Raw genomic sequence first — 12,740 nt, 5'->3', positions numbered from 1 at the left:
CCGCCTGGCCGTTGCTATCCAATGCTGTACGTTCCGTTGAAATTGGCTCAGGAACGAGGCCTGGCGCCTGCGCTGAAGACGAGCCCCGGCCACCCCTAGCGCCGCGCCTTCTCCCCCAACTGCGCCAGCTTCAAAAACCGGTAGTACACCGTTTCCGCGTTGAACACCGCAATCATGAAGCCCGCGCGGCCGTCGAGAAATCCGCGCCGCAGCACATAGGTCCGCACGAAGGCCCATGCGCCACGCCCGAGCGCCTTGCCGAAACTGCCACGCTTGCCTGCCGCATGACGTTGCTGCGCACCCGCCGTCGAATACGCGTCGAGCTTGCGCAGGACGCCCTCGAAGTCCTCGTAGGAGTAGTGCATCAGCTTGCCGGTCAGTCGCTGCGACGGGGTGTCGAACACCAGGCGTTCATGCACGAGGTCGTCGGAGAAACGCGCGGCGCCACGTTTGAACAGGCGCGGAATCCAGTCGGGATACCAGCCGCTGTGATGAATCCAGTGGCCGCAAAAGCTCGACAACCTGTCCACCGCGTAGACATCGGCGGTGGGCGCGGTGAGCGCCGCGCGGATCGCCGAGGCCAGTTCCGGCGAGACGATTTCGTCGGCGTCGATCGAGAGAATCCAGCTGGTGGTGAGCGCGTCCACCGCACGGTTTTTTTGCGGTCCGAAGCCCGGCCAGTCGGTTTGCTGGAGCACGCGCGCGCCGTGTGCCCGCGCGATGTCAGCGGTACCGTCGGTGCTGCCGCCGTCGATCACGACGATCTGATCGGCGAAGGCCACGGCCTGCAGGCATTCGGCCAGGCGCGCCGCCGCGTTTTTGGTGATGATGGCGACGCCGAGGGTGGTTTCTTGCATACGCTGGAATGCGGCTGGAATGCGTTGAGGGTGCGGTGTGCGGAATGGGTCGCGCAAGTATACACAGCGCAGGCGACGGGCCACGCTTCAGCGCCGCCGCAACCGGGCAAATCCGAACCATCCTTAACCGTCGGGCATCGTCTCCAACCATTTACAATGCTCTTTTTCGATATTCCGCGCGGCCGGCATCCGCCCGCTGCGTGGATGCTGTTCCGCATTCTCAGAGGATTCCTTGAGCGCGAAGCCAACGTTAAGCAAACCCATCGGTTCAGGTGAAGCATCGTCGCCCGCCGTCGTCTTTCGACGCTTGTGGCCGTATATCAAGCCGCTGATGTGGGTGGTGGTCGGCGCAGTCGTCGCAATGGCCGTGAGCTCTGCCACCGACGCAGCGATTCCCGCGTTGCTCAAGCCGCTGCTGGACAAGGGCTTCGGCGCGCATGCCAGCGACAACGCCAAGTGGTTCGTGCCGGTTGCGGTCATTGGCCTTGCGCTGATTCGCGGCGTCTCGCAATATGCGTCCGGCTATCTGCTCGCCTACGTGTCGAACAAGATTCTGCTCGAATTGCGGCTGAAGATGTTCAACCGCATGATCCACACGAGCGTGGCGTTCTTCCAGCGCGAAACCGCGAGCACGGTGATCAACGCGATCGTCTTCGAGGTGAACCAGATTCTCAACGTGTTGTTGAGCGTGATGGTCACGCTGGTGCGCGATTCGCTGACAGTCGTCTTCCTGCTCGGTTATCTGTTCTATCTGAACTGGCGCCTGACGCTGATCGTCGCAGTGTTGCTGCCGGGAATCGGCTGGCTGGTCGGCAAGATCAACCGCCGGTTGCGGCGCCTGAATCGCGAGCATCAACTGCTGACCAACGAACTGTCGTACATCGTCGAAGAGACGGTGGGTGGCTACAAGGTCGTCAAGGTGCACAACGGCGAACAGTACGAGACCGACCGCTTCACGGCGATGAGCAAGCGTCTGCGCGGCTACGCCATGCGCATGACGGTCTCCGGCGGCCTTGCGCAACCGTTGACGCAGTTCCTGTCGTCGATCGCGCTCGCGGTGGTGATTACCATCGCGGTGGTGCAGTCGTCGTCGGATCAGACCACGGTCGGCGGGTTTGTCGCCTTCGTCACGTCAATGCTGCTGATCATCTCGCCGCTGAAGCATCTGATGGACGTGAACCAGCCACTGCAGCGCGGCATGACGGCGTGCGAACTGATTTTCGGCCTGATCGACGAGCCGTCCGAACCGGAGGGCGGCGGCAAGCCGCTCGATCGCGCCCGCGGCGAAGTGGAATTCCGCGACGTCTCATTCACCTATGGCAGCAACGCCACGCATAACCGCCACACGCTCGACCGGGTGTCGTTCAAGGTGGCGCCGGGTGAGATGGTCGCGCTCGCGGGTCCGTCGGGCAGCGGCAAGACCACGCTCGTCAATTTGCTGCCGCGCTTTTTCGATCCGACCGGCGGCGAGATTCTGGTCGACGGCGTCGCGCTGCCGGAATATGACCTGCACGCGCTGCGCAGCCAGATCGCGATGGTGAGCCAGGACGTCGTGCTGTTCAACGACACGGTGGCCAACAACGTCGCTTATGGCCAGACGGCCGATCCGGAGAAGGTCAAGGCGGCGCTGCGCGCCGCCAACCTGTGGGACACCGTCGAGGCGATGCCCAACGGCATCGATACGTTGGTCGGCGACAACGGCATGATGCTTTCGGGCGGTCAACGCCAGCGTCTGGCGATCGCGCGCGCGATCTACAAAGATGCGCCGATCCTGATTCTCGACGAAGCCACTTCGGCGCTGGATTCGGAATCCGAGCGCCACGTGCAGGCCGCACTGGAAACCTTGATGAAGGGCCGTACCACGCTCGTGATCGCGCACCGTTTGTCGACTATCGAACGCGCCGACCGGATTCTGGTGATGGAAGCGGGGCGGATCGTCGAGCGCGGCAGCCATCGCGAGCTACTGACACAAGATGGGCTGTATGCGCACCTGCACCGCATTCAGTTTCAGCAAGACGCAGCCTGATCAGCCAAATTTTGCACATGCCGCAATCGGCCGGACAGCGCCATTTCAGGCGCCTCCCGGCTGCCGTTGACACCCAGCGTCGGCATTCCCCCGTAGCATCGCATCTCGCTTTCCGATTACAAATGCTTGTCAGCCGGCCTTTTCGTCCATTTTTCGAGATGGTGTTGTGTTTTTGTCTCACTTTATTGTGCTTGTTTTACACTAAACGCATGCTGACGACCGACGCCCGTATTCCGCAGAGGAAAACCCACTAGCGATGCATCACGACGATCCCACCAGCAAGCCGCTCGTTTCGATTGCGCTTGCGACCTATAACGGCCGCACTTATCTGCCCGAGCTTCTGGCTTCACTGGAAGCGCAAAGCTGGCCGAATCTCGAGGTGGTGGTCTCCGACGACGCTTCCACCGACGGCACGCCCGAATTATTGGCCGCGTACTCCGGCCGCGTGCAGGTCCGCCTGATCGCGAGCGGCGAACGGGTGGGCATCGTACGCAATTTCGAGCGTGCGTTGGCGGGCTGCCGCGGCGAGTATGTCGCACTGGCGGATCAGGACGATGTGTGGGCGCCGGAAAAACTCGCCGACCTGATGCACGAACTGCAAGCCGTGGAAAACGCCCGAGGCCTCGCCACGCCGGCCCTGGCATTCTGCGACATCGAATTGGTGGATGCGACGCTGTGCCGCCTGTCGAAGTCGCTCTTCGATATCACGGCGAAGTCGCGCCGCGCCGAGCGTCTGCGGGATTTTCTGCTGAGCAACCATATCCCGGGCTGCGCGATGCTGGTCAACCGCGCCGCGCTTCAGCGCGCGCTGCCGTTCCCCGCCGGCATCGTGATGCACGACTGGTGGCTGGCGATGGTGGTGGCATCGTTCGGCGAGATCCGCTACGTGGCGGCGCCGCATCTGAAATATCGCCAGCACGAGAGCAATGCGGTTGGCGCGAGTGCGACCAATCAGCGGTCGGCGGCCGGTGCGCGCGACGAATGCAAGCTCGCGGCGGCCGAGCGGCGGGGCGCCAGCAAGCGGCGTCAGATCGACGGCATCGCGGATCAGATTCAATTGTTCGGGCGGCGTTTCGGCGCCGAACTGCCGCTCGATGCGCGCGACGATATGAACGCGTTTTCGCGCGGCATCGAAAACTGGCGCGGCGCGCTCGAATTCGTGCTGTTCAGCCACACCGGCGAGACCTTCCTGCGGGCGATGAAGATGATGCGGCGCTTGCGCAAGAGTCTGCTGAGCTTCGGCGTCGAGGCGCAGCAGCCGTTCGGGCGTCGCTTGCGCGGGCGGCGCAGCGCCTCCTGAAGCGCATCGCGGCGAGCGGTTTCAGCGGCCGTTTTTCCGCACGATCCGCTTGAGCCAGATTCCCGGCGCGTAGAGAGCCGGACATGTCGCATACAGAAACATGCGGATGCGCAGCCCGAGCTTCACGTTGGGACTGCGCGTAAGCAGCCCCATACGTTCTCCGAGACCGCCCGCTTCGAACATCGCGTGAATGAATTGTTCGCGCGCGAGTTTGGACGCCAGCGCCGCGCGCATGCGTTCGCCCACGCCGCCGATCTCGGCGTCGCGCTGCAACTGCGCGAGTTCCGCCAGTCCATGGCGATTGCTTTGGCGCATTCGCGCAATCAACTCATCCACCGATCCATAGCGGCGTTTGCGTGACAGTCCGCCGCGCCGGTAGCGCACCAACGGCTCGCGCAGACTCGCGGCCCCGCCTGACAGGATCGCGCGCAACACCATGATCTGATCTTCCGCGGCGGCGCCTGGCAGCATGGGTCCGAAGCGCTCGAACAGCCGGCGCGACCATGTGTGCGCGGCGCCGATGAGCCACGGTCGGCCGGCGAGCCAGTCGTCGAAACTGCGATAGGTGTCGAGTTCGGTCGGCGACATCCGTTCGTGGACGTTGCCGGCTTCGTCCATGTCCGCGAGGTCGGTGGCGATCAGATCGGGGCGGCGATCATGGGCGAGCCAGAAGTCGACCACCCGCTCACAGCGGTTCGGCGCGGACATGTCGTCGCCAGCGGCCACGAACAGCAGTTCTCCCTCAGCCAATTGCGCGATTTGTGACAGATGCGCGCTGATGCCCCGGTTGGCCGCGTTGCGGCGCGCAATCACTTTGTGTGGTCCGCTGTAGCCGGCGACCGAGGCCTCGATCGCGGCGAACGTGGCGTCGCTGGAGGCGTCGTCCGAGATGATGATTTCGAGCGGCGCATAGGTTTGCGCGAGGGCGCTCTGCACTGCATCGGCGATCTGCTTTTCCTGGTTGTAGGCGATCAGCAGGATCGATACGAGCGGGCGGTCAGTGTCCGACGTTGCGGATGGTGGGCTGGTCGACGGGCTATCGGTCATGGAATAGGGTGGGGTGCGGATGCGCTAGATTCTAATCGGTGACGGGAGGGCTGCGTCATGTAGCCCGCGAAGCCCATCCTTTACAATTGCCGCTGCCCTGAAAACCAGTCCGCACGGTCCTCCACCGCGCGGGCGCCTCACAGAGAACCGATCTTTGTCCGATCCCACCCGGCGTCCTGTTACCGACATCGCCCTGACCGCCCAGGCGCTGAAAAACAGTGGCGGCGCCGAACGCTACACGCGCGACGTGATCGCCGGCTTGCATCGGATGGGCCTGCGTCCCACGTTGTTCGCCCGCGAGATCGACCGCGCGCTGCCTGAGGCGGCGTGGATCGACGCTCAGCCGCTCAATGTCCGCTGGGCGCCGCGCAAGCTTCGCAATCTCGCGTTCGATTGGCGCCTCAAGCAACGGCTGAGACGGCACCGTCCGGCGTGCGTTTTCTCGATCAACCACTCCACGCATGCCGACGTCGCGTTGTGCGGCGGTACGCATCCGGGTTCGCTCGAAGCCGCCGGCCGCACCGCGCGCCGCAGCGACGAATGGCAGATCGATATGGAACGGCGCGTCTATTCGCATGCACGTTCGATCGTCGCGCATTCGCAATTGATGAGCCGCGAGTTGCAGCGTTTTTACGGCGTCCCGGCCGAGCGCATCGACGTAGTCTATCCACCCGTGGACACCGCGCGCTTTCAGCCGCTGAGCGATGTAGAGCGAGCCGCGGTGCGCCGCCAGTTCGGTCTGCCCGAGGACCGCGTGATTTTCGTGTTTTCGTCGACCAGTCACGAACGCAAAGGCTATCCCTTGCTGGAAGCGTTTTTTGCACAAACCACGCTGCCGGTTTGCCTTGCGGTGGCCGGCCGGCCCGTGCCGAAAACCAGCGACACGATTCGCTATGTCGGGTACTGCAAGGAGATCGAAAAATTGTTCGCCGCAGCCGACTTTACGGTGGTGGCGTCGGCATACGAGCCGTTCGGTCTGGTGGGTGTGGAGTCGGTGATGTGCGGCACGCCGCTTGTGATCGCCGACAACGTCGGAGCGGCGGAGACCGTCACCGGTGCGGCGAAGATCGAGTTCTCGCGGCAGTCGGCGGGGAGCTTCGAGCGCGCCATTCAGGCCGCAGTGGAGCGTGTGCGGGACGGCGACGCGCGTATTGCCGAGCCGCTGCGGAGCCTCGTCTACGACCCGGGCGTCGATGCTCATGTCGCCGCGCTCTACGAACTGTTCACGCGTTGAGCCCGCCGCGCCGCGCGTAGGTGCCGGGCGCGGCTGAAATTGGCGGGAGGCCGGCCCGAAGTCGGGATTGGATCGGGCCGAAGTCAGCGCGACGCCGGGTTTGAGCCGCCCACGGTGGACCGAAGTAGGATCGACGTCAGCCCCACGCCACGCCGTGCTCGAATCAGGCCTTGACGCCGGTGGTGGTTTGACGGGCGGCGCGTGCCGCTGCCGGTTGCGCCGTAGCCAGTTCGCGTTTGCGCGAATCGATCACCGCGAGAAACGTAGCGACCAGCAGCGCGAGCAGCACGGTGACCATGATCGGCACGAGAACGTCGATGGTCAGTCCGAAAATCACTGTGCTGGTGGCAACCGCCAACCCAGCATAGGACGCCGCGCGGATCGCCGGATCGCTCGACAGCCTGTGACGCCAGAAGTACACCGAGATGCCGTAGTAGAACAACAGCAGGCACATCACACCGATTGCGCCCATTTCGGCGAGCGTCGAGAAAAAGTCGCTATGGGCGCGCTCATTGACGATCTCCGTCTTCACTTCGCCACGCTCCGCGAGCAGTCCCAGCTCGTCCACCAGACGCCCCTTGCCGACGCCGTAGACCGGATGTTGCATAAAGATCAGGCCGGACGCATTCCACAACTGAAAGCGCAGGCCGACCGACGTGTAGTCTTCGCCCTGATGCATCATCGACACGTCGTTGGTCACTTCGCCGAGGCGCTTCTGAATCCGCTCGGTCGACAGCAGCGCACCCGCGGCGATCACGATCGCCAGCGTGGTGATCAGCAGACGCTTCTTGTGCGCGTACCACTGATACTGCATGCCGAGCAGCACGACGAACACGGGCACGGCCAGCCAACCGCCGCGGCTGCCCGAGAGATAGGATGCGTAGCCGCCGCCCACCAGCGCGAGCAACCGCAGCCCGAACACGAACCAGTCACGCGGCTTGTCCCAGCCCAAAGTGAAAACCGAAAGAAAACCGAGCAGCAACGCGGTATCGCCAAACGGAATCGCATTCGTATAAGAATTATTCAGACGATTCGCATCCGTCCAACCGCCGGCGGGTTGATCCATGAGCGCCCAGGCGCCGACCGCCAACGCGCCGGCGGCACAACCCCAGCCGATTACGCGCAGATGCCTGGACGGCAACTGCCGCAGCAGCAGAAAGACGGGCAGGGCAAGCACGAAGCGCGACAACGCATCGAATTGACGCGGCAGCCAGTAGCCGAACAGCGCCTGTTGGACGGCGATAGCAACGACGAAAGCCAGCATGCCGATCGTGAACCAACGGTAGGTGCGCAGGCCGGAGAAATAGCCCGGCGTGCGCCGGTTGGCCACGGCGGCGCCGAGCGCGAGCGCGAGAATTGCGAAGAAGCAGTAGCCCGTGCCGCCGCGCCACACGAGATTGACCGCGGGCGCGAAAAACAGCAGGGCTGTGCTGAGCCAGACCAGACTGGGAGCAAAAATCATAGGGCAACAATATGTAAGAACACTACCGTTCCGGTGGTGGAATTGCTATGGCCGGACCCTTGGGTGCATTTTTTTAAGACGGTAGAGCGATCGCGATTATAACCGTGCGTTCCCTTGCAGAATGCTTGCTGAAGCACACAGTAAGTCATGCGTCGACGAGGTGCCGCTACCGGTATCGCCTTGCACGGAAGGTCTTGCTCAAAGACGGCCATCATGGTTTGCGGACCTTGGTATTTGTCGTATGAGCGGGCGGCGGCGGTACAATCCCCGGCGAAACTGATGGGCGACGCTGTCTGGCTGCCTGTGCGGCGTCGGGTTCCCACGGCGTGCGCAGACACTCACGCCGACAGCGATTCTTCAACGCCGCGTCCGGTGATGTCGCCGGCACGGCGGCCATTTAATTGCATTGCACTGCCCCACGCCGGATTGCCAATGCGGAGTTGAACCGCGCTCGCGCCGACGGCAAGCTCAACGGACCGAATCGATGTTCTCAATCATCATCCCGACCTGGAACAATCTGCCTTACCTGCGGCTCGTGATCGAGAGCTTGCGGCGTCATTCCACGCACGCGCATCAGATCATCGTGCACGTGAACGACGGCTCGGACGGCACCCTGGCGTGGGTGCGCGACGAGGGTATCGAACATACCGCGTCTCCCGCCAATATCGGCATCTGTCATGCGGTCAATCTCGCGGCGGCGCGCGCCACGCAGGACTACATCGTCTACATGAACGACGACATGTACTGCTGCCCCGGCTGGGACGACGCGCTCGTCAAGCGCCTCGCGCAGATGCCGGCCGACAATCTGTTCATGCTGTCCGGCACGATGATCGAGCCGGTCGACTCCGGCAATCCGTGCGTCGTCGTGCAGAACTTCGGCCGCGATGTGGAAAATTTCCGCGCCGACGAACTGGTGGCCGCCACGCCAAAACTCGTGCGCGCCGACTGGCGCGGCGCCACGTGGCCGCCCACGCTGGTGCATCGCGACTGGTGGTACAAGGTTGGCGGCTATAGCAGCGAATTGAGCCCCGGCATGAGCAGCGATAACGACTTCTCGATGAAGCTGTGGGACGCCGGTTGCCGGGTGTTTCTCGGCGCCGGCGACAGTCTCGTGTATCACTTCCAGCAGAAGAGCACCGGCAAGGTCGTCAAGAACGATGGGCGCCGCCAGTTCCTGAACAAGTGGGGTATGACGCAAGCCACTTTCGATCGTTATTTTCTGCGGCGCGGCACGGCGGTGGAAGGCAGCCAGGCAGTCAGCGAGCCTGAACGGACCGGCCGCTTGCGCCGCGCGCTGCTCAAGTCGCGCATCAAGCGGGCGTTCAGCTAAAGCCAAGGGCACGTGCGCGGCGCGCGCTTCTGCATACGTTACACGCCGCCCGTCACCAGCGGCAGCACCGTCAGATCCGGGTGCGTGCCTTCGATGATGCTGCGCCCCACGTGCACCCCTTCGTAGAGTGCTTCATCCTTGCCGGTGAAGCTCTCCTCGCCGTCCGCATGGAACGGCACCGCATGCCCGGGGACGGTCGGGTCGGCGCCTGGATGACACACATAGCCGACATACGTGTAGCGGTTATCCGTCACGCCTGACGGCTTCGTTTCGTCGGGCGGGTTTTTCGGGAAGGGCGCCACATGAATTTCGAAGCCCTCGTACTCCACCATCTGCCAGGGTGCGGTTTCATCGGCCATGGCCGCCTCCGTCCAAGTCGCGCGTTTCTTAAAAAGTCTAGGTGATTTGAACGTAAAACGCGCCCCAGGACTGATGCGGCTAAACCACTACGGCTTGATCGCACCTGAGCAGTTTGAGCAGCGTCAGCTTGTCTTCAAGGCGCCAGTTTTCGACGATTTGCCGTCCTTCACGCGATAAAGGTCGAAAGGCTGGAAATCGACGTCTTGGCCATTGCTTTTCAAGTTCTGGAATTGTCCGGTGAAGTGCGCGTGGAACCCGGTCTGCCGCTAAAAGGATCTCGGGTTTCATTTGAAAATGGCTGGTGCGAAGGCACCGCCTCGCCGCAGCGAGCGCTTAGGCTTCTGACGGCGCCATCTTCGCCGCGTCATATAGAATGACGCGCTTTGCCCGTACAAGACCCCGCCCATGTGGTTCAAAAACCTCCAGTTGCACCGCCTTCCCGCTCCGTGGTCCGTCACCCCTGAACAAATGGAGAAATGGCTCGCGCCGCACGCGTTCGCGCCCGGCAACAGCGTCGAGATGCAAAGCCACGGTTGGGCGTCGCCGCGCGATAACGACTCGCTGGTGTATTCGCTCAATGGTCAGATGCTGCTGGTGTTCCGCACCGAGAAGAAGCTGCTGCCGGCTTCGGTCGTCACGCAATTCACCAAGGCACGCGCGCTCGAACTCGAAGAGCAACAGGGCTTCAAACCCGGTCGCAAGCAGATGCGCGAGATCAAGGAGCAGGTCACCGACGAACTGCTGCCGCGCGCCTTCAGCATTCGCCGCGATACGCGTGTGTGGATCGATACCAGGAACGGCTGGCTCGTGATCGATGCGGGCTCGCAAGCGGTCGCCGACGAAGTGCGCGGTCTGCTGGTGAAGTCGATTGATCAATTGCCGCTCGGCACCGTGCGCGTCACGCACTCGCCGGTTGCGGCGATGACCGGCTGGCTGCTTTCCGGCGAAGGTCCCGCGGGCTTCACGCTCGACCAGGACACCGAGTTGCGCTCGCCGACCGAAGGCAACGCGACGGTGCGCTATGTCGGACATACTTTGGATGCCGAAGATATGCGTCGTCATATCGAAGCCGGCAAGCAATGCATGCGTCTGGCGATGACGTGGAACGATCGCGTGTCGTTCGTGCTGACGCCGTCGCTCACGATCAAGCGCATCGCGCCGCTCGACGTCCTCAAGGAAGCAAGCGACCCGACCGCGCAGAATGACGATGAGCGTTTCGATTCCGACGTCACGCTGATGACCGCCGAACTCGATCGCATGCTGAACGATCTGCTCGACGCGTTGGGCGGCGAGCAGGGCGAGGCGCTGCCGCAAGCCGCGGCTGCCTGAGTCCAACGCAAACGCCTCGATATGCGGCTGCGACGATGCGGCCATGCACGGGTCCGCGATCGCAAGCCGCGCCGACTCTCCATGAACGCGTCGACATGTGCGGACACAGCCCCCGTACCCGAGCGTGTGCTCCAGCTCCGTGAATATGGTTAAGATTGCGATCTGAATGGCGCATCATTCACGGAGGCCTTGCGATGGTTCGACTGGTCATGATCCTGCTGGGTGTCGATTATCTGCGCACGCGCTGGCGCTCGTTGCAACTGATCGGCTGGGTGAGCCTGGCGCTAGGCGTGGTGGTGTTCATCGACGCGCTCGATAGCGCGCTCTATTTTCCGATCACACTGTTTGCGTCATTGCTGCTGTTCGAAGGGCTCGCCACGCTGGCGGTCGCCTGGACCGGCATGGGCGGGCAACGCGTGCTGCGCTATGTGAAGGGCCTCGCATTCTGCTTTGCGGCGGCGTTGATCCTGATTGGCCATCATCATGGCAACTTCATTCTGTCGATGATCTTCGGCACGCTCTTTCTGGCCGACGGTCTGTTGCAGATCGTCTCCGCGAAGGTCGTTCGCTATCGCACCTGGCGGCTCGCGATGATCGGCGGGGGCGTTGAAATCGCGCTGGCGGTTTTCTTCTATCAGCCGTATCCGACGCACTATGTGGGCACGGTGCCGTACTGTCTCGGCCTTGGCCTGATATTCGGCGGCTGGAACATGATTTTGCTGAGCACGCGCGTGCGGCGGCTTGCGTCGAATCCCGCGGTCGCTTCGAATGATGCGAGCGCGGATGCCGCAAGCGCGGACGCCGCCAGTTCCGCAGCGAGCGCGGTGGCGCCAGGGCGGTTGGGCACAGTCGAGTGGGACGGCCCACCCGCCGCCGATGAAGACGCGTTGACCGTCCATGTGTGGACGCCGGTCGGTTCGGCGAAGGGCGAGGCGCGGCGGCAGCTGATCGTCGACCGCTATATCGCGGCGGTAGATCGCAACGGCGTGATATCCACCGGACACGCCGCGCTCGAATCGCCTGAAGGCATCTATATCAGCTTGTATCCGGGCGTCGAGATCGATCGTTCGCCCGACGATTTCGCGCGGCTCCTACGCGCGACGCGCGAGAACGACGTGCCCGGCCTATTCCAGCCCGATTACCAGACCGAATCGAAAGCATGGTGTCCGTCGACGGTTCAGGTGCGCATACGCAATTACGATCCGGCGCGCCTGCACCGCTTCTGGGACACCTATCGTCAGGACACGACCTACAATCTGACGTATCGCAACTGTTCGAGCAGCGTGTCGCGCGCACTGGAAGCGGCGATCGAGGGGGCGTCGGCGCGCGTGTGGGGTCGCCTCGGCGGCTGGCGGCCATTTTTGCGAGTGATTACGACGCCGGAATTGTGGGTGGCGGCGCAACTGCGCAAACGCGCCGCGACGATGGCGTGGACGCCCGGCCTCACGCTCGACTATGCCCGCGCGCTCAGCATGCTCGCCGACCCGCGTCCGTCGGGCTGGGTGAAGATGACGCGCCTCGCTTTGCGCAGAATGCTGCGTTCGCGGCAGCAATGGCGCGAGGAAGCGCGCACGGCCTCACGGGACGCCGCGAGCGGGCCTGCCGCGGAAGCGGCGCGTGATTGACAGCTCGCGATCCCCGCGCGACACCACGGCCGTGACCTGCCCAACTTCGATCTGGCGGTAAAAACAGCAGGCATATCAAGAGCTTGCAGATTTTGCTGGATAGTTATGCACAGATTTGCGAACAGATTCTGTTGATAACTTCGACATGCGCGGCGCCGCTGCCAAATGAG

10 protein-coding genes and 1 pseudogene are annotated in these 12,740 nt (G+C 63.2%); 6 read left to right on the top strand and 5 right to left on the bottom strand.

Annotation, left to right across the window (positions count from 1 at the left end; all coding sequences use genetic code 11):
* Positions 1–95: 95 nt before the first annotated feature.
* The gene (locus tag P0D84_RS14720) at positions 96–857 is read right to left on the bottom strand and encodes a glycosyltransferase family 2 protein (protein WP_408337472.1); all 762 of its coding nucleotides are present in this window, start codon (positions 855–857) and stop codon (positions 96–98) included.
* Between the two features lie 232 nt (positions 858–1,089).
* On the opposite strand from P0D84_RS14720, the gene msbA reads away from it, so the two are divergent.
* Both msbA and P0D84_RS14710 read left to right on the top strand, forming a co-directional pair.
* Positions 1,090–2,883: a lipid A export permease/ATP-binding protein MsbA gene (gene msbA / locus P0D84_RS14715; RefSeq protein WP_408337470.1), complete on the top strand. Its 1,794-nt coding sequence runs from the start codon at positions 1,090–1,092 to the stop codon at positions 2,881–2,883.
* A gap of 256 nt (positions 2,884–3,139) precedes the next feature.
* The gene (locus P0D84_RS14710; protein ID WP_408337468.1) at positions 3,140–4,183 is read left to right on the top strand and encodes a glycosyltransferase family 2 protein; all 1,044 of its coding nucleotides are present in this window, start codon (positions 3,140–3,142) and stop codon (positions 4,181–4,183) included.
* Positions 4,184–4,204: 21 nt separating this feature from the next.
* Here the strand turns inward: P0D84_RS14710 and P0D84_RS14705 are convergent, their stop codons facing one another.
* Positions 4,205–5,230, bottom strand: a complete 1,026-nt coding sequence (locus P0D84_RS14705; RefSeq protein WP_408337466.1) for a glycosyltransferase — start codon at positions 5,228–5,230, stop codon at positions 4,205–4,207.
* 154 nt (positions 5,231–5,384) lie between these two features.
* Between P0D84_RS14705 and P0D84_RS14700 the strand changes: the two genes are divergently transcribed.
* Complete coding sequence (locus P0D84_RS14700) at positions 5,385–6,464, top strand: glycosyltransferase family 4 protein (protein ID WP_408337464.1); 1,080 nt, start codon at positions 5,385–5,387, stop codon at positions 6,462–6,464.
* A 163-nt stretch (positions 6,465–6,627) separates the two neighbouring features.
* On the opposite strand, the gene P0D84_RS14695 is transcribed toward P0D84_RS14700, so the two are convergent.
* Positions 6,628–7,926, bottom strand: coding sequence for an O-antigen ligase family protein (locus tag P0D84_RS14695; protein ID WP_408337462.1), 1,299 nt, complete (start codon positions 7,924–7,926; stop codon positions 6,628–6,630).
* Positions 7,927–8,410: 484 nt separating this feature from the next.
* Between P0D84_RS14695 and P0D84_RS14690 the strand changes: the two genes are divergently transcribed.
* Positions 8,411–9,256: a glycosyltransferase family 2 protein gene (locus P0D84_RS14690; protein WP_408337460.1), complete on the top strand. Its 846-nt coding sequence runs from the start codon at positions 8,411–8,413 to the stop codon at positions 9,254–9,256.
* Between the two features lie 38 nt (positions 9,257–9,294).
* Here P0D84_RS14690 and P0D84_RS14685 read toward each other — a convergent pair whose 3' ends face one another.
* Both P0D84_RS14685 and P0D84_RS14680 read right to left on the bottom strand, forming a co-directional pair.
* The gene (locus P0D84_RS14685; RefSeq protein ID WP_408337458.1) at positions 9,295–9,615 is read right to left on the bottom strand and encodes a hypothetical protein; all 321 of its coding nucleotides are present in this window, start codon (positions 9,613–9,615) and stop codon (positions 9,295–9,297) included.
* A gap of 87 nt (positions 9,616–9,702) precedes the next feature.
* Positions 9,703–9,870, bottom strand: a pseudogene (locus P0D84_RS14680) (ester cyclase); the annotation flags it as partial.
* Positions 9,871–10,021: 151 nt separating this feature from the next.
* On the opposite strand from P0D84_RS14680, the gene P0D84_RS14675 reads away from it, so the two are divergent.
* Complete coding sequence (locus P0D84_RS14675) at positions 10,022–10,945, top strand: recombination-associated protein RdgC (protein WP_408337456.1); 924 nt, start codon at positions 10,022–10,024, stop codon at positions 10,943–10,945.
* 194 nt (positions 10,946–11,139) lie between these two features.
* The gene (locus P0D84_RS14670) at positions 11,140–12,570 is read left to right on the top strand and encodes an HdeD family acid-resistance protein (RefSeq protein WP_408337454.1); all 1,431 of its coding nucleotides are present in this window, start codon (positions 11,140–11,142) and stop codon (positions 12,568–12,570) included.
* Positions 12,571–12,740: the final 170 nt, after the last annotated feature.

This window comes from Paraburkholderia sp. RL17-337-BIB-A, assembly GCF_046025895.1.
Taxonomy (GTDB): domain Bacteria; phylum Pseudomonadota; class Gammaproteobacteria; order Burkholderiales; family Burkholderiaceae; genus Paraburkholderia; species Paraburkholderia fungorum_C.
The sequence above is the reverse complement of the archived record's forward strand: the minus strand, read 5'-3'. Positions and strand labels throughout refer to the sequence as shown.